26 protein-coding genes, 11 tRNA genes and 1 rRNA gene (1 of these 38 running past the window's edge) are annotated in these 25,665 nt (G+C 39.6%); 2 read left to right on the top strand and 36 right to left on the bottom strand.

Annotated features, from left to right (window positions below):
* From CEQ21_RS11450 to CEQ21_RS11510, 13 genes are all read right to left on the bottom strand, one after another.
* Positions 1-433 (bottom strand): 16S ribosomal RNA (locus CEQ21_RS11450); it reaches 1,117 nt to the left of the window's first position.
* 127 nt (positions 434-560) lie between these two features.
* A tRNA-Gly gene (locus CEQ21_RS11455) sits at positions 561-634 on the bottom strand.
* Between the two features lie 40 nt (positions 635-674).
* Positions 675-751: transfer RNA gene (locus tag CEQ21_RS11460), tRNA-Pro, on the bottom strand.
* Between the two features lie 6 nt (positions 752-757).
* A tRNA-Arg gene (locus tag CEQ21_RS11465) sits at positions 758-834 on the bottom strand.
* A 65-nt stretch (positions 835-899) separates the two neighbouring features.
* A tRNA-Leu gene (locus CEQ21_RS11470) sits at positions 900-983 on the bottom strand.
* A 59-nt stretch (positions 984-1,042) separates the two neighbouring features.
* Positions 1,043-1,127 (bottom strand) — tRNA-Leu (locus CEQ21_RS11475).
* A 10-nt stretch (positions 1,128-1,137) separates the two neighbouring features.
* A tRNA-Lys gene (locus CEQ21_RS11480) sits at positions 1,138-1,213 on the bottom strand.
* Positions 1,214-1,218: 5 nt separating this feature from the next.
* A tRNA-Gln gene (locus CEQ21_RS11485) sits at positions 1,219-1,293 on the bottom strand.
* 9 nt (positions 1,294-1,302) lie between these two features.
* Positions 1,303-1,378 (bottom strand) — tRNA-Asp (locus tag CEQ21_RS11490).
* 26 nt (positions 1,379-1,404) lie between these two features.
* Positions 1,405-1,476: transfer RNA gene (locus CEQ21_RS11495), tRNA-Glu, on the bottom strand.
* A gap of 12 nt (positions 1,477-1,488) precedes the next feature.
* Positions 1,489-1,579: transfer RNA gene (locus CEQ21_RS11500), tRNA-Ser, on the bottom strand.
* A 7-nt stretch (positions 1,580-1,586) separates the two neighbouring features.
* A tRNA-Asn gene (locus CEQ21_RS11505) sits at positions 1,587-1,661 on the bottom strand.
* 177 nt (positions 1,662-1,838) lie between these two features.
* Positions 1,839-2,309 (bottom strand): SprT family protein, encoded by a 471-nt coding sequence (locus CEQ21_RS11510; RefSeq protein ID WP_185764708.1) that lies wholly within the window; start codon positions 2,307-2,309, stop codon positions 1,839-1,841.
* A gap of 159 nt (positions 2,310-2,468) precedes the next feature.
* Between CEQ21_RS11510 and cmpA the strand changes: the two genes are divergently transcribed.
* Positions 2,469-2,582: a cortex morphogenetic protein CmpA gene (gene cmpA, locus CEQ21_RS11515; protein WP_185764709.1), complete on the top strand. Its 114-nt coding sequence runs from the start codon at positions 2,469-2,471 to the stop codon at positions 2,580-2,582.
* Positions 2,583-2,643: 61 nt separating this feature from the next.
* On the opposite strand, the gene CEQ21_RS11520 is transcribed toward cmpA, so the two are convergent.
* The 14 genes from CEQ21_RS11520 to acpS all read right to left on the bottom strand — a co-directional run bounded on the left by CEQ21_RS11520 (position 2,644) and on the right by acpS (position 13,752).
* Positions 2,644-4,824, bottom strand: a complete 2,181-nt coding sequence (locus tag CEQ21_RS11520) for a Tex family protein (protein WP_185767238.1) — start codon at positions 4,822-4,824, stop codon at positions 2,644-2,646.
* Between the two features lie 139 nt (positions 4,825-4,963).
* Complete coding sequence (locus tag CEQ21_RS11525; RefSeq protein ID WP_185764710.1) at positions 4,964-5,560, bottom strand: PP2C family serine/threonine-protein phosphatase; 597 nt, start codon at positions 5,558-5,560, stop codon at positions 4,964-4,966.
* Positions 5,557-6,354, bottom strand: coding sequence for an RNA polymerase sigma factor SigB (sigB, locus tag CEQ21_RS11530; RefSeq protein ID WP_185764711.1), 798 nt, complete (start codon positions 6,352-6,354; stop codon positions 5,557-5,559). The genes CEQ21_RS11525 and sigB overlap by 4 nt, the downstream gene beginning before the upstream one ends.
* Positions 6,332-6,805: an anti-sigma B factor RsbW gene (gene rsbW, locus CEQ21_RS11535; protein WP_185764712.1), complete on the bottom strand. Its 474-nt coding sequence runs from the start codon at positions 6,803-6,805 to the stop codon at positions 6,332-6,334. Before rsbW ends, sigB begins: the two co-directional genes overlap by 23 nt.
* Positions 6,802-7,134, bottom strand: a complete 333-nt coding sequence (locus CEQ21_RS11540; RefSeq protein ID WP_185764713.1) for an anti-sigma factor antagonist — start codon at positions 7,132-7,134, stop codon at positions 6,802-6,804. Before CEQ21_RS11540 ends, rsbW begins: the two co-directional genes overlap by 4 nt.
* 57 nt (positions 7,135-7,191) lie before the next feature.
* Complete coding sequence (locus CEQ21_RS11545; RefSeq protein ID WP_185764714.1) at positions 7,192-8,202, bottom strand: PP2C family protein-serine/threonine phosphatase; 1,011 nt, start codon at positions 8,200-8,202, stop codon at positions 7,192-7,194.
* Positions 8,203-8,213: 11 nt separating this feature from the next.
* Positions 8,214-8,615: an anti-sigma regulatory factor gene (locus CEQ21_RS11550; protein ID WP_185764715.1), complete on the bottom strand. Its 402-nt coding sequence runs from the start codon at positions 8,613-8,615 to the stop codon at positions 8,214-8,216.
* A 3-nt stretch (positions 8,616-8,618) separates the two neighbouring features.
* Positions 8,619-8,975 (bottom strand): STAS domain-containing protein, encoded by a 357-nt coding sequence (locus tag CEQ21_RS11555; RefSeq protein ID WP_127740846.1) that lies wholly within the window; start codon positions 8,973-8,975, stop codon positions 8,619-8,621.
* Between the two features lies 1 nt (position 8,976).
* The gene (locus tag CEQ21_RS11560; RefSeq protein ID WP_235907241.1) at positions 8,977-9,795 is read right to left on the bottom strand and encodes an STAS domain-containing protein; all 819 of its coding nucleotides are present in this window, start codon (positions 9,793-9,795) and stop codon (positions 8,977-8,979) included.
* A gap of 280 nt (positions 9,796-10,075) precedes the next feature.
* Complete coding sequence (ndoA, locus tag CEQ21_RS11565; RefSeq protein WP_016201246.1) at positions 10,076-10,426, bottom strand: type II toxin-antitoxin system endoribonuclease NdoA; 351 nt, start codon at positions 10,424-10,426, stop codon at positions 10,076-10,078.
* A gap of 4 nt (positions 10,427-10,430) precedes the next feature.
* A complete protein-coding gene (locus tag CEQ21_RS11570; protein ID WP_127740842.1) occupies positions 10,431-10,712 on the bottom strand; it encodes a CopG family ribbon-helix-helix protein in 282 nt (93 codons plus the stop codon).
* 238 nt (positions 10,713-10,950) lie between these two features.
* Positions 10,951-12,105: an alanine racemase gene (gene alr, locus CEQ21_RS11575; RefSeq protein ID WP_185767240.1), complete on the bottom strand. Its 1,155-nt coding sequence runs from the start codon at positions 12,103-12,105 to the stop codon at positions 10,951-10,953.
* 146 nt (positions 12,106-12,251) lie between these two features.
* The gene (locus CEQ21_RS11580) at positions 12,252-13,262 is read right to left on the bottom strand and encodes a LolA family protein (protein ID WP_185764716.1); all 1,011 of its coding nucleotides are present in this window, start codon (positions 13,260-13,262) and stop codon (positions 12,252-12,254) included.
* Between the two features lie 139 nt (positions 13,263-13,401).
* Positions 13,402-13,752: a holo-ACP synthase gene (gene acpS, locus CEQ21_RS11585; protein WP_185764717.1), complete on the bottom strand. Its 351-nt coding sequence runs from the start codon at positions 13,750-13,752 to the stop codon at positions 13,402-13,404.
* Between the two features lie 98 nt (positions 13,753-13,850).
* Here acpS and CEQ21_RS11590 point away from each other — a divergent pair, with 98 nt between their 5' ends.
* Complete coding sequence (locus CEQ21_RS11590; protein ID WP_185764718.1) at positions 13,851-14,573, top strand: rhomboid family intramembrane serine protease; 723 nt, start codon at positions 13,851-13,853, stop codon at positions 14,571-14,573.
* A 45-nt stretch (positions 14,574-14,618) separates the two neighbouring features.
* Here CEQ21_RS11590 and uvsE read toward each other — a convergent pair whose 3' ends face one another.
* The 9 genes from uvsE to CEQ21_RS11635 form a co-directional block, all read right to left on the bottom strand.
* Entirely contained in the window at positions 14,619-15,584 is a 966-nt protein-coding gene (gene uvsE, locus CEQ21_RS11595; protein ID WP_185764719.1) for a UV DNA damage repair endonuclease UvsE, read from the bottom strand.
* A gap of 93 nt (positions 15,585-15,677) precedes the next feature.
* The gene (locus CEQ21_RS11600; protein WP_328593476.1) at positions 15,678-17,177 is read right to left on the bottom strand and encodes a degradosome RNA helicase CshA; all 1,500 of its coding nucleotides are present in this window, start codon (positions 17,175-17,177) and stop codon (positions 15,678-15,680) included.
* A 734-nt stretch (positions 17,178-17,911) separates the two neighbouring features.
* The gene (locus CEQ21_RS11605) at positions 17,912-18,604 is read right to left on the bottom strand and encodes an alpha/beta hydrolase (protein ID WP_328593499.1); all 693 of its coding nucleotides are present in this window, start codon (positions 18,602-18,604) and stop codon (positions 17,912-17,914) included.
* A 125-nt stretch (positions 18,605-18,729) separates the two neighbouring features.
* Entirely contained in the window at positions 18,730-20,121 is a 1,392-nt protein-coding gene (locus tag CEQ21_RS11610; protein WP_185764722.1) for a UDP-N-acetylmuramoyl-tripeptide--D-alanyl-D-alanine ligase, read from the bottom strand.
* A 129-nt stretch (positions 20,122-20,250) separates the two neighbouring features.
* Positions 20,251-21,321, bottom strand: a complete 1,071-nt coding sequence (locus CEQ21_RS11615) for a D-alanine--D-alanine ligase (RefSeq protein ID WP_185767241.1) — start codon at positions 21,319-21,321, stop codon at positions 20,251-20,253.
* Between the two features lie 228 nt (positions 21,322-21,549).
* The gene (locus CEQ21_RS11620) at positions 21,550-22,149 is read right to left on the bottom strand and encodes a cob(I)yrinic acid a,c-diamide adenosyltransferase (protein WP_185764723.1); all 600 of its coding nucleotides are present in this window, start codon (positions 22,147-22,149) and stop codon (positions 21,550-21,552) included.
* A gap of 1 nt (position 22,150) precedes the next feature.
* Positions 22,151-23,629: an adenosylcobinamide amidohydrolase gene (locus CEQ21_RS11625; RefSeq protein ID WP_185764724.1), complete on the bottom strand. Its 1,479-nt coding sequence runs from the start codon at positions 23,627-23,629 to the stop codon at positions 22,151-22,153.
* A gap of 4 nt (positions 23,630-23,633) precedes the next feature.
* Positions 23,634-24,665 (bottom strand): FecCD family ABC transporter permease, encoded by a 1,032-nt coding sequence (locus tag CEQ21_RS11630; RefSeq protein WP_185764725.1) that lies wholly within the window; start codon positions 24,663-24,665, stop codon positions 23,634-23,636.
* Complete coding sequence (locus tag CEQ21_RS11635; protein ID WP_185764726.1) at positions 24,652-25,608, bottom strand: ABC transporter substrate-binding protein; 957 nt, start codon at positions 25,606-25,608, stop codon at positions 24,652-24,654. The genes CEQ21_RS11630 and CEQ21_RS11635 overlap by 14 nt, the downstream gene beginning before the upstream one ends.
* Between the last annotated feature and the right edge of the window lie 57 nt (positions 25,609-25,665).

Below are 25,665 nucleotides of genomic sequence, written 5' to 3' on the forward strand. Positions count from 1 at the left end.
ACGATCCGAAAACCTTCATCACTCACGCGGCGTTGCTCCGTCAGACTTTCGTCCATTGCGGAAGATTCCCTACTGCTGCCTCCCGTAGGAGTCTGGGCCGTGTCTCAGTCCCAGTGTGGCCGATCACCCTCTCAGGTCGGCTACGCATCGTCGCCTTGGTGAGCCGTTACCTCACCAACTAGCTAATGCGCCGCGGGCCCATCTGTAAGTGACAGCGTAAACCGTCTTTCAGCTTTCCTACATGAGTAGAAAAGGATTATCCGGTATTAGCTCCGGTTTCCCGAAGTTATCCCAGTCTTACAGGCAGGTTGCCCACGTGTTACTCACCCGTCCGCCGCTAACTTAAAAAGCAAGCTTTTTAAGTCCGCTCGACTTGCATGTATTAGGCACGCCGCCAGCGTTCGTCCTGAGCCAGGATCAAACTCTCCGATAAAGAGTAAGATTAGCTCATTGCTAAACTCTAGCTTTTTGTTACTTGTTTTTGTTTCTATAACGAAGTTATAAAAACGATTATTGTTGACGTTTGTTTGTTCAGTTTTCAAAGAGCAATTTAAATCAATTGGAGCGGGTGATGAGAATCGAACTCACGACATCAGCTTGGAAGGCTGAGGTTTTACCATTAAACTACACCCGCAAATATTTATTTATTATTTGGTTTTCATCCAACTTGATAATGGTCGGGAAGACAGGATTCGAACCTGCGACCCCTTGGTCCCAAACCAAGTGCTCTACCAAGCTGAGCTACTTCCCGTAAATATGGCGCGCCCGAAAGGAGTCGAACCCATAACCTTCTGATCCGTAGTCAGACGCTCTATCCAATTGAGCTACGGGCGCATATCCACGAAAGCGACTTTTATCATCATACAATGTTTATCTTTGGTTGTCAAGAGTTTTTATGATGCGGCCGAGAGGACTTGAACCTCCACGGGGTTAACCCCCACTAGGCCCTCAACCTAGCGCGTCTGCCATTCCGCCACGACCGCACTATAATAGATAACCTTCATCATACTACACATAAACGTTTTCGTTTTTTAAAAATTAATGGTGCGGGTGAAGGGAGTCGAACCCCCACGCCTTGCGGCGCTAGATCCTAAGTCTAGTGCGTCTGCCAATTCCGCCACACCCGCAATATTAAAATGGTGAGCCATGCAGGATTCGAACCTGCGACCCTCTGATTAAAAGTCAGATGCTCTACCAACTGAGCTAATGGCTCGCAAATGGCTGGGCTAGCTGGATTCGAACCAACGAGTGACGGAGTCAAAGTCCGTTGCCTTACCGCTTGGCTATAGCCCACCAACAAAATGGCGGTCCCGACGGGAATCGAACCCGCGATCTCCTGCGTGACAGGCAGGCATGTTAACCGCTACACCACGGGACCATTTTGATTATATAAAGTTACTAAAGTGACCCATACGGGATTCGAACCCGTGTTACCGCCGTGAAAGGGCGGTGTCTTAACCGCTTGACCAATGGGCCATTAAAAAATAATGGCGGAGAAGGAGGGATTTGAACCCTCGCGCCGCTTACGCGACCTACACCCTTAGCAGGGGCGCCTCTTCAGCCTCTTGAGTACTTCCCCAAAACAATGGCTCCGCAGGTAGGATTCGAACCTACGACCGCTCGGTTAACAGCCGAGTGCTCTACCACTGAGCTACTGCGGAATAACTTTTTAAAAGCTTGTCTTTCAGAGGAATTCCGTTTCCGTTGCTCTCTCTTGTCGACTCTTTACATTATAGGCAGGTATATATATAAAGTCAAGCATATTTCTAAAGTTTTTTTAAAAAGAATGGAAACATGCCTTTCTTGCATATAAATGCTTTATAAACGCTGTCTTCTCTCTAATTATTCCTTGTTTCCTCTAATACTAATTTCCCTCTGCATTTCCCACATACATACTTTTTTGTATCAACCTTTTTTCTCCGAAGATAAATCTGGTTGCATGATCTACATTTATATATTAGTACTTTTTTAGGTTTGCTTGAATTGTTTTCCTTGGGCAAGGATGAGCAAAAACGCGGCCCACCAACACTCTTTAGCAGGTTTTTAAAATCAGCATCTTTGTGTTGATAGCCTTTATTATTAATATGAAGATGATAATGACAAAGCTCATGTTTAATGATACCGATTAATTCCTCCAGCCCTAATTGGTCAAGGTACTTTCTATTGATCTCGATATTATGGCTGTTAAGTAAATATCTCCCTCCAGTTGTCCTGAGTCTTGGGTTAAAGGTTGCTTTATGACTAAACGATATTTGAAAATATTGATTTGATACTTCTTCAACTAACAATTGCAGTTCCTGATCTGTCATGAGATTCCCTCCTCAACAAGACAAATATTATAGCATATGATGAAGCATACAACGAAAAAAGTTAGCTCAATTGAAACCAAAAGCTTATAACGAGCTGTCAACAGCAGCCAAGTGCACTTCCAGCCATTTAACAGCACATTAAAAAGGGGGTATAAACTTATGCCTACGTGGCTGCAAAATCAAATTCAAAAGGCGTTTTACGAGAAAAACACCTACCAAGTCAAACTGCTTAACCAATGCTGGTATTACTATAGAAGAAAAAACTGTTCTTAAAAGCAGAAAAACAAAAGACAAAGGAACATATTAAGTCCTTTGTCTTTTGTTTACTTCAATCTCATTTAGCACTACTTGGAGGAAGCATCGTTAACGCAACCCGTCCTTTATTATGGTCTATACCGTCAACCCATACTGTGACAACATCTCCAACACTCACTATATCCAATGGGTGCTTAACAAATTTATTACTCAGCTTCGAAATGTGGACAAGGCCATCCTGCTTAACGCCTATATCAACAAAGGCACCAAAATCAACTACATTTCGCACAGTACCTTGAAGCTCCATCCCTGCCTTTAAGTCCTCCAGCTTTAATACATCTGTTCTTAGCAAAGGTGCAGAAAGCTCATCCCTCGGGTCACGGCTTGGACGCATTAATGCATCCACAATGTCACCCAAAGTCAACATACCAATCGCCAATTCCTCTGAAACCACCTTTATATCCAGAGTACTCAACGCTTCCTTCATTTCAGCTGTCCCGATTTGCTTGGAATCAAATCCGATTTTTTTCAGCAATGCCTTAACTTCATCATAGTGCTCTGGATGTATGCCTGTTCTGTCTAACGGTTCATCTCCGTCCATTATGCGCAGGAAACCGATTGCCTGTTCATAGGTTTTAGCACCAAGTCTCGGAATTTTTTTAAGCTGCTTTCTGTTTGTGAATTTTCCTTCCTCTTCTCTCTTTTTAACAACATTATTAGCAACTGCTTTTGAGAGACCTGCAACATATTGTAAAAGAGAAGAAGAAGCAGTGTTAACATTTACACCGACTTTATTAACGCTTGTTTCCACAACAAAACCAAGCGATTCAGATAGTTTTTTCTGAGAGACATCATGCTGGTACTGACCGACCCCAACGGACTTAGGATCAATCTTCACAAGCTCTGCCAATGGGTCTTGGAGCCTTCTAGCAATAGAAACCGCACTTCTTTCCTCGACTTGAAAGTTTGGAAACTCTTCTCTAGCTATTTCTGATGCTGAGTAAACACTTGCTCCTGCCTCATTAACAATTAAATAAAATATTTCCTCGTTTTGTTTTTTAATTTGTTCAGCAACAAATTGCTCTGTTTCTCTTGAGGCAGTTCCATTTCCAACAGCAACCATCTCTATCTTATATTTTGATAATAGATCTTGGAATTTAGCAGCAGCTTCTTTTGTTTTGGAAACAGGCGGATGGGGATAAATAACTCCTATCTCGAGTACTTTTCCAGTTTCGTCCACAACAGCCAATTTACACCCTGTCCGGTATGCTGGATCGACGCCAAGCACCATCTTGCCTTTCAGTGGCGGCTGAAGCAGTAAATTCCTAAGATTCTCTGAGAATATATGAATTGCTTGCTCTTCCGCTTTTTCTGTCAGCTCTCCTCTAAGCTCCCTTTCAATCGAAGGCTGAATCAATCTTTTATAGCTGTCTTCAATTGCTGCCTTAATTGTGTTATTAGAAGCAGATCCTTCTTTATTTAACCACTTCTTCTCCAAATAACTGATCACAAAATCAACAGGAGGCTTAATAGATACTTTTAAGATATCTTCTTTTTCTCCGCGATTAAGCGCCAATGTACGATGTGGAACTATTTTATTTACAGGCTCCTCATATTCATAGTACATCTCATAAACATTCTTTTCATCCTTGTCAGCATCTTTCGCGGTTGTTGAAATCAGTCCTGATTGGAACGTCTTGTTTCGAATCCACTTTCTGCTCTCCGCATCATCTGATACTATCTCTGCAATAATATCTTTTGCCCCTGCAATAGCATCTTCTACTGACATTACTTCTTTCTCTGCCGATATGTATTTCGTTGCTTCTTGTTCGATTGGGGAACTGTTATCATGCTCAAGCAGCCAATTAGCAAGTGGCTCTAATCCCTTCTCCTTCGCAATTGTAGCCTTCGTTCTTCTCTTAAGCTTATACGGTCGGTATAAATCCTCTACTTCCTGGAGCTTAATAGAGGATGAGATGCTTTTTTTCAGCTCTTCCGTCAATTTGCCTTGTTCCTCTATCAGCCTTAATACTTCTTCTTTTCTCTGCTCTAAATTTTGGATATAGTGATAACGGTCCATTATATCCTTTATTTGCACTTCATCCAAAGCTCCTGTTTGCTCTTTACGGTAACGAGCAATGAAAGGAACTGTATTTCCTTCCTCCAATAACGCAAGAACATTAGCGACTTGTTTTTTCGTAACGGATTGCTCCCTTGCAATCATGGATTGATAATCTTCTTTTATTAAAACCTTTTCCATACGAACTACCACAGTCCTTCCTAATATGTATCAAAGAGAGTTGCTTCTTTCATATTACTATATTTCACTTGAAATTATCTAACACTACCATCCATATTAAGGGATAATTATCGCTATAAAGACAAAAAAAAAGCTTACATTATAGCAAGCTTCCCAAAATAAAGGTAGAATCATCATCTGAATTATTATATTTTTGTGCAATTGTATCTGCAATATTACGTAACGGACTAAAGCCTTTCAACAAATCCTTAACCCCTTGAATATTATACCCATCTGAATGAACAAGAAATTTCGAATAAGCTTCATATGCAAATGTTTGAGTATTATACACTTGTGGTCTTCCTGAAAGATAGCCTGTAACAGGTAGCGGATATGTGAGCTTTCCACTGGAAGAATACAGGAAGAAGCGGATATTCCCAACACAGCTGTACTTAATGCTTTTCATAGCATAGTCAACCTTGAATACACACACAGCGGCACCTCTTTTTTTGACGAGGACCTTGTTTGCTAACTCCATCAATTCCTCCACATCTGCAGTATGATTATTTCTAATCACGTCTGCTACAGCTTCGGATGATTCATTGGCATACTCTCCGCTTCCTAGACCATCTGCCAGCACACAGATAAAATATTCTTCTGTTGATAGAAAAAAATAGCTGTCACCACATAAAGTTTTTCCTTGCTTGTTCGTCTGATGTGCTAAAACTTGAATATTGGAGTCAGCTACAGCTGTCATAGAATAAACTCCGAATTGCTGGACTCAGCATGAATTGCTTCTTGGAGCTTCTTAATCGCCCTTCTTTGCAGTCTTGAGACATGCATTTGGGAAATCCCGAGTTTATCACCAGCTTCTTTTTGGCTCAAATTATCCAAGTATGTATATTGAATGATACTCTTTTCCCTTTCACTCAATACATGCAGCACTTTTTCGAGCACGAGCTTTTGATTAACACGCTCAAAGCCTTTATCAACATCCCCAACAATATCAAGCAATGTCACCGTTCCGCCTTCAGAATCTGCTTCGATAGAATGATCGACAGATAAAGCTTGATAGCTTTTCCCCATCTCCATTGCTTCTAGCACTTCCTCTTCAGATACTTCAAGATAATCGGCAATTTCATTCACCTTTGGCGATCTTTGCAATTCAGTTGTTAAATGTTCTACAGTTTTCTTTATTTTCGGACCAATCTCTTTTATTCTTCGAGGAACATGCACACTCCATGTCTTATCTCGCAGGAATCTCTTTATTTCACCAATGATTGTCGGCACTGCGAATGCTTCAAAGCTTTTTCCGAAACTCTCGTCATATCTTCTGATAGCCCCGAGCAGTCCGATTATACCAACCTGACTGATGTCTTCATGGAACATCTTGCCCTTTGAGTACTTTCTTGCCAGTACCTCTACCAAGTCTCGATAGTTCATCACCAAAATATCCTGAGCTTCTGCATCCTGATCATTTTGGTATTTCTTAATAAGTTCATTAACTTCTTCTTTTGTTAATTGGCGCTTAGGTTGAGATTGTTTCGGCATCACTCTCCACCTGCTCTCCTTCAAGGTATTTCGTCATCAAGACTGTAACACCGTCATTATGATGAATTTTCACTTCGTCCATTAGTGTTTCAATCAGATAGAGTCCAAGGCCTCCTTCGCGAAGGAACTCAATTGACTCGTCTTGATCGTATGGACCAATTTCTTTCGTTGTGCTATCAAAGTCAAAGCTTTTGCCATTATCCGCAACAATAACCTCTAAACGGTCATTATACAAGCGGAAGCCAATCAGCACTTCTCCTGACTCTTTGTTTTTATAGGCATGCTGTACTGCGTTCGTACAAGCTTCACTTGTAGCGATTTTTAAATCCTCAATTTCATCATAGCTGAATCCCATTCTGCTTGCGATTCCGGAAAGTGTTAACCGGATGATACCAACATACTCTGGCTTAGAAGGGATTTTCATTTCGATATATTCAAAATGCTGACTCATTTAATCCCACCTTCAATCTTACTGTTTATGTCGATAATATCTGCCAAACCTGTGATTTCAAATAGCCTGATTAATCGTTCGGATAAACCGATCAACTTAAATTCCCCATCGTGTGAACGGACATTTTTAAAGATTCCTACAAATACACCAAGACCTGTGCTGTCCATATAATTTACATCTGATAAATCTATAGTCATCCTTACACCGTCTTTTTCAGAGAAGGAATAAATTCTTTCTTTCAATTTAGGTGCTGTGTATGCGTCAATTTCACCAGCAACTTTAATATCCACATCTAACTCTTTTTCGTTTACATCTATTACAATATTCATTAACGACCCACCTTTAACATTCTAATGTCTTAGATAAATACCCCAAGCGTAAAAGCTTTAAACTTCTCTTTTAAAAATAATTAAAGTAAAATCATCTCTTAGCTGAAAATCCTGGATTTTCACTAGTTCTTTATAGACATTGTCAACAATTTCCTGCGCCTTCAAGTGAATATGTTTATTTATGTAACCGATCAAAGTTTCCTTTTCTATAAAACCTTCTTCTGTCCTGCACTCAGTTACACCATCTGACATAAGGATAATCATATCGCCTACATCCATTTTTTTTTGGAACTGTTTATATTCGGCTTTTTTATCAACACCTAAAAGAAGTCCCTTCGCTTCTAAATCACTGAACTCTTTCGTTTCCGCTTCAAAAAAAAGGCCTGGCTCATGACCAGCAGAGGCATAGTGAAAAATATGCGATTTCATTTCATAAACACCATAAAACATTGTGATGAACATGCTTGGATCAACATTTTGCTCGACTACACGATTCAGGTTTTCCAACACTTTACCAGGAATATTGCGGTTTTCCGGCAGACTGTCCATTGCGTATTTAATCATAGACATACAAAGTGCCGCAGGAATACCCTTGCCAATAACATCGGCTATTGCAATATTAATATACTTATCCTCATCCTGTACAAAGTGATGATAATCACCATTCATCATTTTCGCAGGAACACTTATTGCGCCTATATCAATGCTTTCCACATCCGGTATCTCCGTACTCAGCAATGTTTGCTGAACATTGGAGGCAATCTCCATCTCACTTCTTAACTCCTGTTGGACATGACGGAGGCTTTGGTGCTCTCTATAGGCAAGACCATAGCCCATCATGACCTCCAGCAATATATCAAATGATTTGACTACATGCTCTGGTAAATCCGGATAAAGATCAATCATTAAGTACTTATGTAAGCTAATGATATCTTCTGGTGAAATTTTATGTTCAATTGATTTCCGGCTGAACTTCTGCCCTTGATAAAGGGCTTGCTCAGATTCGTCCTTAATGTAACTGACAAGAAGATCTCGATACTTAGAATCCATCAATTCACGGAAGTCCATGGTCTCCCCCCTTATCTCAGCCACTTAATTGCTTGAATATCCGTTCCCTTTCCGACTTCTGTTTCGATTTGGAACTCATCCATCAGCCTTTTTACTCCAGGCAAACCAGCACCTAAGCCACCTGATGTAGAGAATCCGTCCTGCATGACCTGTCGCAAATCTTTAATGCCGGGACCACTGTCCACTGCACTTAATTTTAGGCCAAGCTTACCATTTTCAGAAAGCTTACTTATACATATTTGACCCTGGCCAGCATACAAATATATGTTTCTAGCTAGCTCACTAATAGCCGTAGTTATTCTCGCCTGATCTACGGTACCGAACCCTAGCTCTTTTGCTACATTTCTTCCTAATTGACGAGCAGCTACGATGTCCCACTCGTTGACAATCTTTACGCAGGATTGGTCTCCCATAGGTCAATCCCCCAATTCCTGTTGTAATTTCTCCAAACCTTTTTCTAGATCTAGGGCGGTCAATACATCATTTAGACTAATCCCAAGTTCTACTAATGTAATTGCTACAGCAGGTTGAATTCCAGTAAGCACAACCTTAGCTCCCATCAGCTTAGACATGCCGATAACGTCACCTAGCACCTTTGCAATAAATGAATCGATAAAATCAATCGATGTTAAATCGATTACAACACCATTTGCGCTTGTTTCATGGATTTTGTTCAGCAAGTCCTCCTGAAACTGAAGGGCTGTTTGGTCATCTAATTCCCATTGAATAGAAACAAGCAAACAATCATGCAGCTTTAATATTGGTATTCTCACCTTATTCACCAATCCCAACCAACTTTCTATTTGTATATTCTAAAGCTTTTTCCATGCCTTTTTTTAATGTGTTTTTTGTTTCAATTTGATCTAATTTAATGCCGAGATTAACTATAGTTTGCGCAATCTCCGGTCTTATACCAACAATCATGCTTTTTGCCCCAACTAAACGTACAGCTTGAACAGCTTGGATGATGTGATGGGCAACCATTGTATCCACGACAGGAACGCCTGTAATATCTATAAGCACAACTACTGAGCGGTGCTTCACTACACCATGCAGCAAATTCTCCATCATTTGTTTTGCTCGCTGTGTATCAATAGTACCAACAAGCGGCATTATTGTAATTCCGTCAAATACAGGGATTAATGGTGCAGACAATTCCTGCAACGCAATTTTTTGTAAGGAAAAGGTCCTCTCCCACGTGTCGGAGTATACTTCAACGATCCTTTGGCAGAGTGGATGAAGCCATGCATTTAAGACTTCCACCTGCTTATAAGCATCTTCTGTACTTGGCACATCTTTTTTCAGATGATCCAGAATTACCTGTTCAAGCAATTGTATTCCCTGCACTAAAAAACTAAGCGGCCAATTATAACTGACAGCCTTTTCTATAAATGCAGGAAGATTTACATATCGTTCAACACTTGGGGAATCCCCAAGAAGCAGATTAGTAAATTCTTGGCCCATCAACAAAAAGTCATTATCGGAAATGGTTTCGTGTATTTTCTTATCACCAATCTCCTGTAACTTGTTCAGCCAATCAGAATAAATTTCTTTATGATTAGATTTCAAATAATCTATTAGTTCTTTTCTCAAGGTTCATCCTCCATTTTAACATATTTGGACGATAGTAATGGGGGTTTTTGCATATCAATCATTAGCAATTTTTTCATTACTAATCCCTAGGACTGTAGATGGACCATTTCCATCATACTTTATTTTTAAGCGCTACTTTACCGCTCTACGCATCATTTAAAAAAGTCTATTAGACTTTTTTATTTACCCTTTATATACATTTCTAAACCTATTCCCTTAAAAATAATTCGATTTTAACACAAAAAAAATACGCTCTTAAAAAAGAGCGCAACTATCCCTATTAAAATTCAATGAGACCCAAGCTTATTTGCAGAGCTTCATCTACTTTTTCCATCATTTCTTCATCGAGATGGGTGATTTTGTCCGTTAACCTCTGTTTATCTATCGTGCGAATTTGTTCTAAAAGAATTACTGAATCTCTCTCAAAACCATAGCGCTTCGCGTCAATTTCCACATGAGTCGGCAATTTAGCCTTTTGTATTTGAGCCGTAATTGCTGCAATAATGACTGTGGGACTGAACCGATTCCCGATGTCGTTTTGAATGACAAGTACAGGACGGACACCGCCTTGCTCTGAGCCAACAACTGGGGATAGGTCTGCAAAATAAACGTCACCACGTTTGACAATCAAAGGATTATCCTCCGCTAACTAGACGTTCTACTGTATGCTCTGCCTCATATTCTGCTAGAAAGCTTTCAGATGCAATGGATAAATTTAATTTTGCCATCTCCATGTAACCTCTTCTCATTGATTCGCGGATATGTCTCTTTTTCCGTTCTCTAAGGTACATTTTCGTTGCTTGATAAATAAATTCACTACGATTCACATTTTCTTGCTTTACGAAGCCGTCCAATTCAGATAATAAATGCTTTGGTAATTTTATCATGATCTCTGTCGTTGCGCTGGATTCAGACACAAACATACACCTCCACCATCACTACACACCATTTTTAGCTCTGTTTTTTTAATCATACCATTAATAACCCAATCTGCAAAGTCCATTCAGCAATTCTAATGTATTATCCGCCAAAAAATATAGGTTTTATGCATCTCTTGCGAATAAATTTTAGACATATTTATATTTTTTGTCACCTGCTCATACAGAATCCCGGCAGCCTTTATTATCCTATTCTGCTTTAAGTCACTACATTACTTTAATTTAGGAGGTTATTCACAATACTATCCACTGTTCCAGCCTTAAGATAGACTCTCGGAACCCTGTTTGCAATTGTACAGGTTACTTCATAATTGATTGTATCAAGCTTTTTGGCAATCTCATTAACCGAAATGCACTGCTTTTGCTGTGTCCCTATTAATGTAACCTTCGTTCCAACCGCTATTTCATGAGGCAGTTTTATCATACACTGGTCCATACAAACTCTTCCCACTATTGGGACCCTGATACCATTTACAAGTACTTCTTGGCCTTGCAGCTTTCTAAGCCAGCCATCTGCATAACCGATTGGCAATGTCGCTATCCACTCGTCTTCCTTTGCTTCATATGTGGCTCCATAGCTGACTTTATCTCCTTTATGAAGCTTCTTTACTTGCACGATTTTTGTATGAAGTGAAAATGCTTCTTTTAATGAAAATGGCAGCATTTCTTTAATTTCCACGGAAGGAGGCAGTCCATACATCGCAATCCCCAGCCGTACTCCATTGAAAGCAAGTTCTGGGTACAGCAGACCTGCGGCACTGTTGCTGCAATGAATAATGGGAGGCTTTGCTTTAAAGGAAGCTAATATGTCCGCAAATTTCTGTGCCTGGTCATTCAAATAGTTGGAATTTTTTTCATCTGCTGTTGCAAAATGTGTATAAATACCTTCCAAATTGAACTCTTGATGCTGCAAGAGAAATTCTTCTATTTCTTTGACTTCCTGTTCTTTTCTAATCCCTAACCTGCCCATGCCGGAGTCGATTTTAACATGGATTTTTATCTTGTTGCCTTGTAGATACTCTGTAGCTCTTGTTAACCATTCTACGTCAAATACGGTTAAAACGATTTCTTGTTTAGCAGCAACGAGAATATCAGAGGGCCTGCTTGCTCCAAGCACCAATATCGGTGCATTGATACCTGCATTTCGTAAAGAAAGTGCCTCATCCAAAAATGCTACAGCCAAATAATCTGCACCTGCAAGCAGAGCAGTGCGAGCTACCTCTGCTGCACCATGGCCGTAACCATTAGCCTTCACGACTGCAAACAGCTTGCTGGTTTCCGCCATCCTGTTTTTCATATTTTTTACATTCTCTTCTATATCGTCTAAATTTATTTCTGCCCAAGTATCACGAAAATACTCATTCTCTAGCATCAATGCTGACCTTCCTTCTCTCTTAACACGAAGTATGATAATTAATTATTCTATTGTTACTTTTGCTTGTCAATAAATTAACAATAGATTAGACCAGACGTAACAAAAAAACAGCCGAGTGTGGTACCACACTCGGCTGTTTTCTCTTATTTAATTGCTTCTCCTTGCACTGACCGTGCTATTTCGGCCATTTCAGCCTCTTCTAGCTCTGTCGAAGCGATAATATAATCTACCCCTTCATACGTCCAGGAGAGTTTATTATTGGAAACTGCTCCAATTGCAAAGCCTAAATCCACAGGATTTCCTGTCATATTAATTGGCCCTGCAGTTGCTGGTGCTACGTCTGCTTTTTCTTGAATAATTGTGTATGATTTTTGTCCATCATACGTCAGTACTATCCGTTCTCCATCTTCCGTTGCCACCTTTTTCTCCTCTACAAGGCTTGCTCCAAGTAATGTTTCTGGGTATTTGACAGAGAATGAATCATCGCCATCCACTTCAGCCATAACAGGTACTGCAAGCTTGGCTGCAGTCATGCTCTTCTGCAAATCAAAATCAGCTTTGTCAAAGTTAACATCAAACTTCACGTTGGAGAATTTGACAGTGACAAGTGCTTTCCCATCTGTATCCTTTACCTTAACACTGACAGGTGAAAGGTCCTTTTTATTTAAGGTAATTTCCTGTGTAGGAAGCATCTTATTGTTTTGATATCTTGTCTTTGTTTCAAATACATAATATTTATCTGTAGAGGAGAATTTAGCATCCTTGTCTTCCTCTATATCCTTCACTAAGGACTCATAAAGGTATGCTTGGCTGCTGTTTTCTGGCCAATCACTTTGAAACTTGAAGCTTTTGTTTAATGCCGGTGTTAACACATACACACCTTCATCATTTCTTAAGATCATCTGACTTTGATCTTTTTTCGCATTTTTTAAGTTTACCCTGTAATACGAGGGTTCCTTATGCCAGATTTGCACATCATAGGTTTGAGGCTCTGTCCCCATTTGTAAGGTCATTTCAGCATCTGCCTTATAACCTTTTGTGGCAACCTTCTCGTCCAGATCCTTCAGGACATCTTCCTTAGATTTTGTTCCACAGGCAGTTAACATTACCATGACCGCTAGCCCCACAAATAGCAACCATAACTTCTTGTTCATCTTTTCAACTCCCTTATTCTCATTTCATCGATTAAGGAAAACAAGCTAAAAAACGCTGAACTTGTCTCCTATTGCTCTATGAATATATGAGACAACCTAAGGGATTATGCTTATCTAAAATAAACAAGCTCTTGAATTTTTATTCTTCTATCACCACTTGGGCGAATGCATAATTACTGCTATGTGTTATAGACAGGTGAACACCTTGCGCATAAGGTTTGTTTATATAAGGCTTTCCTTTCTCATCTTGTCCAACTTCTATATCAAGAAAACTAAGCCCTTTACCAATCCCGGTTCCAACTGCCTTTGAAAAAGCCTCCTTTGCGGCAAATCTTCCAGCCAGAAACTCTAGCTTTCTTTTTCTTTGTAATTTATCATATTTTTCCAATTCTCGTTCTGTTAAAATTCTGTCAGCAAAGTGCGGCTTCCGTTCGAGAAGCTCTCCTATTCTGTTTAATTCCACTATATCGATCCCTATCCCTTTTATCATCAGGACACATCCTTCTAATTTCTTTTTTCTTGCATAAATTATTTGTATCTTACCCTTGCCATTAGCTATTATGAAACTAAGTAAAAGGAGGTTTTTTATTGTTTACAAGAAGAGAAAACTTTAAAGAGTATATTACTTTCTATCCCATTGTGTCTCTTATTCTGCTGGTTAACTTGCTTGTATACTTAACAACATTTCTCCCTATTTTGCCGAATCAGCTTATCATGGAATCAATGGTAGGTGTGAATCTTTATATCGTGCAAGGTGAATGGTGGAGACTGATAACACCAATCTTTCTTCATACCGGCTTTTCCCATTTTTTATTCAATAGCTTCAGTATTTTTCTTTTTGGACCAGCCTTGGAAAGAGCACTCGGTAAACCAAAGTTTCTGGCAGTATATCTTTTCACCGGTGTCTTGGCTAATATCGCCACTCTTGTAACAGAACCGCTGACCTTTTCCCATCTTGGGGCAAGCGGCAGCATTTTCGGCATGTTCGGCTACTATATTGCTTTAATCGTATTCCGCAAGGATATTATATCAAGGAATAATTCACAAGTAATTGGAACAATTGCCGCATTGAGCCTGATTATGACCTTTATCCAGCCCAATATCAACATTGGCGCCCATCTTTTTGGCTTCTTATTCGGAGTGGCGGCAGGAAGTCTGTTTGAAGCAAAAGGTAAAAAAATCATCCCTTCCTATAAGGAAGAGTTTCTACTTTTGAGAGGGAAATTTCGTTCAAACAGAAAACCGCCAGCAAAAACGCTGACGATTTGGGTAATTATCATTGCGCTTGCTTTAATTGGCCTTTTCCGATAACTGTTAACACATTGCCCTTTTTCTTATGTAACCAACGCTATTTCCTTACTTTAAGGTAAAGGTTGATTGGTCGCTAAATTCTGTCCTCCCTGTTTTTTGGAGGTCTTCTGCTAATTGAAAAAGGGCATTGTCCTTCGCTTTTGCTTCTATCATGCAATGAATTTCCGGCAGTGTCCCATTAACAGTCTCCAAAAACCGCATAAACATATCCACATCTATATAGTCAGCATGCGCCCGAAATTCTGTTTCGGAGCGAGGACTCGAAATATGCATCTTTAGCGGCAGCGGGGATTTTTCCCAAGTGGCAGTCATCCTTGGCCATTGCTCGTCCCATTGATTATCGTCATTATTAGCAAAATGATGATGTAAATCAAATACAAACGGCACTCCTAGTTTTTCACATAAATACAGAGTGTCATTAACAGTGAAGGTCGTATCGTCATTTTCAAGGATAATCATTCTTTGCAGCTTTTCAGGAACAAATCCCCAATTAGTGATAAACTGTTCAAGAGCGCCTTCCTTATCATCGTGCGCTCCTCCGACATGCAGCACACATCTGTGTTCTGTATCAATCTTCATCCCCTTAAGCAGCCGCTCATGCACTGACAGGGTTTTAAGAGAGGCTTTCAAAAGATCTGCATTCGCATTGTTCAAAACAACAAAGTGATCAGGATGAAAATCTACCCGCATGGAATGTTTTTTCACCCACTCTCCCAACATCAATAACTTTTCCTTTAGCGGACGCATATAGTTCCAGCCCTGAAGCTCCGGATGGTTTGCTAAGGGAATTAACTTAGAGCTAAAACGGAAGAAATGAATATCATTACCTGTATTATGCTTTAAAAGCCTTAAGCAATTTTCTAAATTACTTATAGAAATTCTTTCAAGCTTTCGGATAGCAGCTTCCTTATTTGCAATTTGAGAGAATTGTTTATATGTCATCGTTTGGGACGGAGATGCATTTTGCAGATTTTGACTCATTGCTACATATCCCAATTTAAATATAGTCAATTGACTGATCACATCCTCATTAGCCTTTTACTTAGTATGCACCAGAAAAAACATAAAAAACCCCTATGAAGAAGGCTTCATAGGGGAATCACATTATCTATATGAGTTAGATTTAGAATAACTGCTGCTAGATTGACCTGATCTTTTATTGCTGTAACCTTGTCTTTGGCGGGAATTTGAATTAGAGCCTGAGTTACCATAGCTCTTCTTGCCTTTATATCCTCCACCGCTGCTGTTACTATTACGATCATTAAACTTACGGTCACGTCTTTGCGGAAGCGGCTTTTCTTCTGTCAATCTGACAGGAGTTGTATCCGGCTCTTTTGTCAGCATTTTCAGGACAGCAGCTACAACAGTAGAAGCATCCTTTTGTTTTAATAATTCGTCTGCTGTGGACTTATAAGAATCAAGATTATTTTCATCAATCATGTTCATAATTTTTTCCATTACAGCTTTTTGTTGACCTTCAAGTGCTTGATCAACAGTAGGTGGAATCAATTTCTCCATTTTTTTGTTTGTCACTTTTTCGACAACTTGAAGATATGATCTTTCGCGGTATGTGATAAAGGTAATTGCCATCCCTTCTTTACCAGCTCTTCCTGTTCTTCCGATACGGTGAACATAGCTTTCCGGATCTTGAGGGATATCAAAGTTATAGACATGTGTAACTCCAGAAATATCTAAACCACGAGCAGCAACATCTGTAGCTACAAGAACATCGATTGTACCTTCTTTAAACTTACGTAAAACAGACATACGCTTCGCTTGACTCAAGTCACCATGAATACCCTCTGCTGTATAACCGCGCAGGTTCAAAGCCTCGGATAGCTCATCAACACGGCGTTTTGTACGGCCGAAAATGATTGCCAATTCAGGGGATTGAATATCCAATAATCTTGTTAAAATGTCAAACTTAGTTTTTTCCTGTGTTTCAACATAATATTGTTCAATAAGCGGAGTTGTCATTTCTTTTGCTTTAACCTTAACAACCTGCGGCTCTTTCATGAAGCGTTCTGCCATTCTTCTGATTTGTGGAGGCATTGTAGCAGAGAACAATAATGTTTGTCTTTCTTCTGGAATCTTAGAGAGAATTGTTTCTATGTCATCAATGAATCCCATATTTAGCATTTCATCTGCTTCATCTAAAATAACAGTAGACACATTATCTAATCGAAGTGTTTTTCTGTTGATATGATCAAGTATTCGGCCTGGAGTACCTACAATAATATGCGGGTTCTTCTTAAGTGCACGGATTTGTCGATTGATGTCTTGGCCACCGAAAATAGACAATACTCTTGTACGCTTTCCGAAACCAATTTTATATAGCTCTTCCGATACTTGTATCGCTAATTCTCTTGTTGGTGCAATGATAATCCCTTGAACGAATTCACTGCTTATATCTACTTTATCTACTAACGGCACACCGAAAGCTGCTGTTTTTCCAGTACCAGTTTGCGCCTGACCAATTAAGTCCTTGTTTTGAAGGCTCAAAGGAATTGTTTCAGCTTGAATCGGCGTTGCTTCCTCAAACCCCATTCTATTTAATGATTTCATCGTCGCAGAACTAATCCCTAAATCTTGAAACTTAACCAATATATTCAAACTCCTTCTAGTCATTAAAAATATCCACGGTTAATGGTCTATCCCAATTAGTAACCATTGTATGTACCCCATTTTACCCATCAATGAAACATATAAAAATGGTTTGACCCTCCACTTTATCCGTTTTTTCCCCAAACAGTTAATGAATTACACTAAACTACGTATATTATTTTCATGAATGCATAAGTTTTTGTGGATTATAATCATCACTTAAAATTAATAAGGAGAAACTCCGAGGCTATATGCTTTTTTTCTCAAGTTATGAGATACCGTTCAACCAATTTCATAGGAGAAATATTTCAAATGACTCTATAATTTTTTATAGCTAGCTACAACTAAAAAGTCAGCCAAAGACAGAGAAATTTCGACCACGATATGCAAACATTGCCCGCATAATAAAGTGATGCAACACGAGTAACGTCAAGCTGGATAATTTCTCTCTATTTGACTGCTTTTATTCCAGACAATCATTCGCCTTTTTCAGTATATCCATTTAACCTTTTTTCATAATGCTTTTAAAAATAATCTTATCACTTACAATATCGGTTTGCAATAATGTGGAAGTTCAAAAGCCAAGTTTCTGTCTCGGTTTTAAAACCCTCCTCAAGGCTTGCTGTTATTAGCCGGAACAGCAAGTTCCACTGAAATCAATTGAAAAAATAGGATATTAATCCTATCATTTTCCTGCTGTTAACATACTTAAGATACAGAATAAAGCAACACCATTAAGATAAAAAGTTTAATATTCGGGAGAAAAGAGCTTGATTATCCTTACAATGGCAGATTAAATGCTGAGAATCCTTAATATAGACCATTTCTTTTTTTTTTGCTTTGATTGTTTGATATAAATAATCAGCGCTTTTTAACGGCACTATCCCATCGCTGTCTCCTTGTGCAATAAATGTTGGAATTGTGACACTTTCCAGAAGCGGCTTAATATATCGTACAAGTTTTCTAAACTGAATAGTGGCAGAAAGAGGCGTTGTTTTAAATTTTTGGGAATAGCGGTTAAACAGTTCATTTTCAAACAGTTTTCCGTTATAAAGATCTCTACACATAATGATAAGATCAGCCCTTAACTGTTTAGGGTTAATATAAAAGGCTGCTGCACTCAACAGCACAAGCTTTTTAACAGGATAACGAGCAGCTAAATAGCTTGCAATCATTCCTCCCATTGAAAAGCCAACCACATAGACTTCATCATGTCTTTCTAACAATTCCTCCAATGCCCCTTCGGCACAGTGGATCCACTCATTAAAAGAGACCCCTTTTAATTGCAAAAGTTCACCGTGTCCTGGCAACACTGGCATTACACATTCCCAATCTGTATGCTCAAGCAGGTACTCAGCCAGCGGCTCCACCTCTTTTGGAGCTCCAGTAAATCCGTGAATACATAAACAAGCAGTCAATGATAACACCACCATTAGTTTTTGTTTACATTTTACACTATTACACCAGAAATTACACTTTTTTAACCTAGTCATGCTATTAACTCAAAAAGGGAACCAGAATCAGATAGATTCTTCGTTCCCTTTAATGTCCATTAAACCGATGATTGGAGAGCCTTAACGACTTCCTCTAATCTCATTCCTCTTGAAGCTTTTACAAGGACTGCTGTGTCAGCATCAACAACCTGTTCCAATTCCTTAATCAGTTCACTTTTGTCTAAGAAAGAGCGGACTCTATTATCAGCAAGAACCGTTTTTGCTCCTTCAGCAATATGCTCACCCAATTTTCCAAATGTAAATACATAATCAATGGCAGCAGCATCTATCGCCTCACCAATACTGTAATGGAAGATTGCTTCCTCTGAACCCAATTCTAGCATGTCTCCAAGAACAAGCACCTTAGATTTAAAGCCTGGTAAGCTTTGCAGCACATTAATAGCGGCTCTCATGCTGGTAGGACTGGCATTATAAGCATCATTGATAATTTTCAAACCGCCCTTGCCTTCCACAAGCTCCATTCTCATATTAGTCAGCTTAAGATTCTCAAAGCCTTCATTCATTTGCTCATAGCTGATATCAAAATAATCTGCCACTAGCATTCCTGCCAGTGCGTTTAAAATATTGTGTTTACCTAATATCGGCAGACTGAATTCCTGAGCACTTGTGTTGATTTTAAACTTGCTGCCAGTACTGCTTTCAACAATATCAAATGGATATAGATTGTTATTATCTTCTAACCCAAAGGAACAGCTTTCAGAATCAGCCTTCTTCAAGCTTGGGATTTTGCCTGTCAATAATGGTTCATCCCCAAAATAAACAATCCTGCCGCCTTCTTTTAATCCATTAAGTATCTCCAGTTTTGCTTCTGCAATGCCTTCCCTTGAACCAAGATCCTGCAAATGAGATTCCCCGATATTGGTAATGACAACAACATCAGGTTCAGCCAGCCTTGTTAAAAAGTCAATTTCTCCTCTGCCGCTCATTCCCATTTCCAACACAGCAATATTTGTGTCTTCCTCTAAGCTCAAAACAGTCAACGGAAGACCTAAATGATTATTATAATTTCCTTCTGTTTTCTGAACTTTATATTTCAGTGATAACAGATTTGTCGTAATATCCTTTGTGGATGTCTTTCCATTACTTCCTGTTATCCCGACAACTTTTATATCCAATTCATGGCGGTAACTTTTCGCAAGCTGCTGGATGCTCACAAGTGGGTCACTTACGAAAATTAGCGGTAAATGCTTAGGCGGATTGGGAACATCCTTTTGCCAAAACGCTGCCGCTGCTCCGTTTTGAATAGCAGCCTCCACATATTGATGCCCGTCTGTCTTATCTCCTTTAAAAGGAATGAAAAGATTGCCTTTTTGTATCTTTCTTGAGTCAATTGTCACCCCGTGAATAACAATTTCTCCGATATCACTTGAACTCAAAGTTGCCTCAGGTCCAATCATATGTGCTGCTTGTTGTAAAGAGCGCCGAATCATAGCAGTCTCCTCCTTCTTTTATGTACACTTAAACTCTTTTTAAAGTTTATTGCCAAAAAAAAGAGGCAAATAAGAGATGCCTCTTTTTTTAAGAGTTGGCTCATTTTATCTCAAATATGCCTATACCCATTAAAAAGTATATTTAATGCTTTGTTTTTCTTGGTGTCTTTCCAATGCTAGATCTACAAGTTTTTCAATAAGTGCTGCATATTCTACATCTGTATGCTTCCATAATAGCGGGAACATGCTGAATGGCGTAAACCCAGGCATTGTGTTTACTTCGTTAATATACACCTCTCCTGCACTCGTTAAGAAGAAGTCAGCACGCACAAGACCAGAACAATCTAAAGCTTTAAATGCTTTAATTGCGTCTTCTTTTATAGCTGCATATTCCTGCTCTGAAACCTCTGCAGGGATAATTAGGCCTGTATTTCCGTCCTCATATTTTGCTTTATAGTCATAAAAATCTGTTTTCGGTAAAATTTCTCCAGCAACTGTTACTGCTGGGTAGTCATTGCCAAGGACACCGACTTCGATTTCTCTTGCTATGACGCCTTCTTCCACAATAATTTTGCGGTCAAATTGGAAGGCTTCTTCAAACGCAGCATCCAATTCTGTGCGGGATGTGCATTTACTTATCCCTACACTTGATCCTAGGTTAGCAGGTTTAACAAAGCAAGGGTAACCAAGATCCTCTTCTACTTTAGCGTATGCAGCTTCCTTAGCACCTTGCCATTCACTTCTAATGAAGGATGTATATTTAACCTGGTTCAATCCAGCTACTTCAAAAATATTTTTCATGACAACCTTATCCATACCTGCTGATGATGCAAGTACACCATTACCCACATAAGGAAGATTCAAAAGTTCAAGCAAACCTTGAACAGTTCCGTCTTCTCCATTTGGTCCATGCAGCAATGGAAAGATTACATCAAGAGAACTGTCATTTGTTTGGAACAAGTCAGGAGAAAGTACTGTCGCAGAATGGCCAACCGGTCTTGTAAACTCTAATTCTTTCACTGTTTCTACAGGTCCTGTTAGCTGATTTCCTTTAATCCATTCACCCGTCTCCGTTATGTATATAGGATGAATATCAAATTTATCTGTATCCAAGGCTTTTATAACCGCCAAGGCTGTTTGCATACTAACTTTATGTTCAGCGGATTTCCCACCATATAATAAACCGATTTTTTTCTTCATCATTCGTACCTCCATATTTTAAAGACACACACTTGTTATTCTACCACTAGAACTTTATCTTCAAAAGAGGAATCATGGACTAGCATAAGGCTTTTTATCAATTTGTAAAGTTTCTACATGATTTGTAATAATTTATGTTCAGAGATAAGAAAATGCAGCTTATTCACACAATTTTATTTAGGCATATTCTCCAAAAATTAGCGGTCAACCCTATAAGTGAAAAGAGCGTCAATTATCAGGACCTTTTTCTCCTTGATTTGCTTTACTCACATGAAAAACCTTTGCGCTTCTCTCATATTCAATATCACGGACCCCACTGCGAAAGTTCATGACTCGCGCTAATGCAAAAAAATAATCAGATAAACGGTTCAAGTATTTTAATGGCAAATCGGGAACGTTATCTTCTTCGCTCATTAAGCTAACTACACATCTTTCTGCCCGTCTCGTTACCGTTCTGGCAATATGAATGGCTGCCGCGGCGTTTGTTCCCCCAGGTAAAATAAATCTCTCAAGCGGCGGCGCTTCTTCTGTTAACATATCTATACGCTTCTCTAAAAAAGTGACAGCTTCCTCTGACAGTTTTAATTGCCTATCTTTTACTATGCTTGCTAAATCCCCGCCACAATCAAACAATTCATGCTGGATTTTTTCCAAATCTTCCTTTACATCTAAAAAGGACTCCTGCTCTAGTAAGGATATTGCTTGTCCAACAAAACAATTTGCTTCATCCACTGTGCCATATGCTTCGACTCTGATGTCATCCTTGGCAATTCTTCCGCCAATAATGCTCGTCTTGCCTTTATCACCTGTTTTCGTATAAATCTTCATTTCATCCCTCTTTTCTAGCTTTTATGCTGCTTTCCCTTTTATCCAAAGCCTCTGTCAAACATTCATAAACACCTTTAGCAACAACCTTGCCTATTGAAGTAATTGTGCCCGCAAACTCATGATGCTCCCCACTTTGGGTAGCTGCAATAAGTAAGCTGTCTGTTGGAGTACCTGTCGCTGCAGTTCCTGTAAGAGGATCAACGACTTGTCTGTTACGAAGAACACTTGTCTTCGCTTCTGTCGCTGTCATTGCACATTGCAGAAATGCTTGTTCAGACAGCTCTCCATTAATGAAAATCCACAGATTGATTGTGCCAGGTAATATATGTGAGGGATGCTGCTCACTTAAAGCAGCGTCCACCGCATGCCCTACACTTGCAGTGACAACAATAAAAACAGAGGAAGCACCTACTTGATAGCTTCCGTACGCAACATCCTCAAGCTCAACTGCGGTCATCATTCCAACCGTTTCACTCGGCAAAAAGCCATTGTTCGCAAGATAACTATTCATCTCCACCTTATAATCATCGCAATGGTAGTCTTTATTTACATGTCGATTAACAAAGTATTTATGCCAGCCGACTCCAGCTCCCGTCACACCAGAAGACAGTGTTTTTAATGGAAAGTTAGTAGTAATAGATATGTAATCACGGGATATGTGTAAATGTTCTTCACCGATTACTTCTTGCCCTAATTTTTTAGCTGATGCAGGAGAAATAACTAGCTGAGCAGCAGGAACTTGCGGATGTAAGGTTCTCAATACGTCTGTTTTATATACCTTTTTTATTGTATTCTCTTGCAGAACTTCACGAGGATTAGCATCTGATTCTATCTGATTGTGATGAAGCAGCAAAAGCCTGTCGCAATACAAGCTAGCTAAATTCAAATCATGAAAAATACACACGATGGTCAGTCCTTTATCCCTGCTCCATGCTTTCAAAGAATCAAGCAGTTCTTTTTGAAAGGATAGATCTAGATGATTAGTAGGTTCATCAAGAAGAAGAATCTCCGGCTCCTGTGCCAAGCATTGTGCTAAATACACACGCTGCTTTTCGCCTCCGGAAAGCTCTCCTATTAAGGAATCACTGTAATGACTTATACCTGTCTGTTCCATTGCTCTGCTAATAATGGCTTTATCCTCGCCAGTCAAACCCTGTATCCAGCCTGTTTGGTGAGCATATCTGCCCATTGAAACGATTTCTTTTACAGTATAAGAAAAGGTCTCTGTCGTTTGTTGAGAAAGGGTAGAAACGATTCTCGCAAGTTCTTTTTGTTTATATTGTGCAAGCTTTCGCTCTTTAATAAATAGATCACCAGAATCCGGTTCGAGGATACCGCTTATCAGTTTAAACAATGTTGTTTTCCCACTACCATTCGGACCAAGAATGCCAAGCATCTCCCCTTTTTGTACAGAAAAAGTGATATTCTCTAGCACCTTCTTCTTTCCGTAATGAAAGGAAAGTCCTTTTGCTTCAAGCATCGTTTTACCTCCTTTTCCTTCTAAGATTTAACAGCAACAAGGCAAATACAGGGGCACCTGCAAGTGCAGTTATAACACCAATTGGCAGCTCAGCAGGAGATATGATGGATCTTGCCAGCAAGTCAGCGAGAATTAGAAAACCGCTCCCAACGAAAATAGACAACGGCAGCACATGACGATGATCAGGTCCAGTCAGCATTCTGACTAAATGAGGAATAACAAGACCGACAAAGCCAATTGTCCCTGACACTGCAACAGCAGCTCCAGTTAGCATACTTCCAGCAAGCAAAATCAGTATCTTTCTAGACCTTACTTGTACGCCTAAATGCTGTGCTCGCTCTTCTCCGAACGCCAGTATATTGAGTTCCTTTCCTTGCAGCAGCAAAACGAGACATCCGATAACAAAAAAAGGAAGGAACATTTGAATATAAGTCCAGCCTCTCATCGATACACTTCCGAGCAGCCAGCCAATAATCTGTCTTAGCTCATCACCGGTTAAGGCGATGAAGAGCGAGATAAAGGCAGCTAGAAACGAACTAAAGATAATGCCTGTCAGTATAATTGTTTCTACCTTCATTGCAGGGTCAAGTCTTCTTGCGAACAATAAAACACAAAGTATCGTTATAAAGGCAGACAGGATACTTAGTACAGGCAGTGTGTACCCGCCCAAAACGGGGATTGAAATATGAAAGAACAACGTTGCAACAGCTCCAACCGAAGCGCCTGAAGATACACCTAATGTATAAGGGTCCGCTAACGGATTTCGCAACAAACCTTGAAAAGAGCATCCAGCAATAGCAAGACTTGCACCAACAAGCCCAGAAAGAATAACACGTGGAAGACGGATATTATAAACAATATTTGCCTGCATTTTATCTACATCAAATATCTCGTTTGGACTGATTAAGTTAACGAAGAGTTTGGCAATGGTCAAAAAGGGAACTGAAACGGTTCCAACTGAAACCCCAAAGAAAAGTGCGATGATGAGAAAAAAAGCGGCCAGTAAATAAGCCGCTTTTCTTTTATTTAAAAACATCCGGATATACTGCTTTCGCTAATTCCTGTATCCCTTGTGCAAGCCTTGGGCCTGAACGGGAAACAAGATCTTCATCTACTTCTACTATTTCCTTATCCTTCACTGCAGTGACATTCGCCCAGCCTTCTCGCTTCGTTACTTGCCCAACAGGATCTGGTGAATAGCTGCCATACGTTGTAATAACTACATCTGGATCTGCCTCAATGACTGCTTCTTGGTCAACTTGTACCCAGCCTGTTTCCTTAACAACATTCGTTGCATTGATTGTATCAATCATTTCTTGCATGAATGTATCTTTTCCTGTTGTAAATGCATCAGGTGCAGGACTAACCTCTACATAAACATCCTTTTTGTCTTGAGCAGAGATGCTTGCAGCCTTGTCTTTAATAGAAGCGATATCATCCTTCATACCTTCAACCACTTCTTCTGCTTTCGCTTCCTTTCCAACTGCTTCACCAATCATCTCAATGCTTTCGTAAACACCATCAAAATCAGTCGCATCATTCACGACAAGCACATCTATTCCAGCATCTCTAATCTGCTGTAATCCATCTGCCCATGTATCAGCTACAGACTCATGTGCAAGCACTAAATCAGGATCTAATGAAATAGTTTTCTCCACATTTAACTCCAGCCCTGCTACTTTTTCAATATCTGTTGTTTCTGTAGGGTAGTCATCACTTTCAGAAACACCAACTACCTCATCACCGACTCCAAGTGCAAAAGCTACCTCGGTATTACTTGGCATTAATGACACAATCTTTTCTGGCTTGTCATCAATAACAACCTCTTGATCAACTGCGTCCTTAATTGTGACAGGGAAAGCCTCTGTCTGTTCTGATTTTTTCTGGTCATCATTTTCTTTGTCAGAAGCTTGTCCACACCCAGCTAAAACCAAGCATGCAAGTAATGCTCCGCAAAATAATGAATAGTACTTTTTCATCTCTTTTCCTCCCTTTCGTGTTCGGAAAAATAAAAAGGAGCCAGTCCTATTAAAATC

It is taken from the genome of Niallia circulans (genome assembly GCF_007273535.1).
GTDB classification, from domain to species: Bacteria; Bacillota; Bacilli; order Bacillales; family Cytobacillaceae; genus Niallia; species Niallia circulans_B.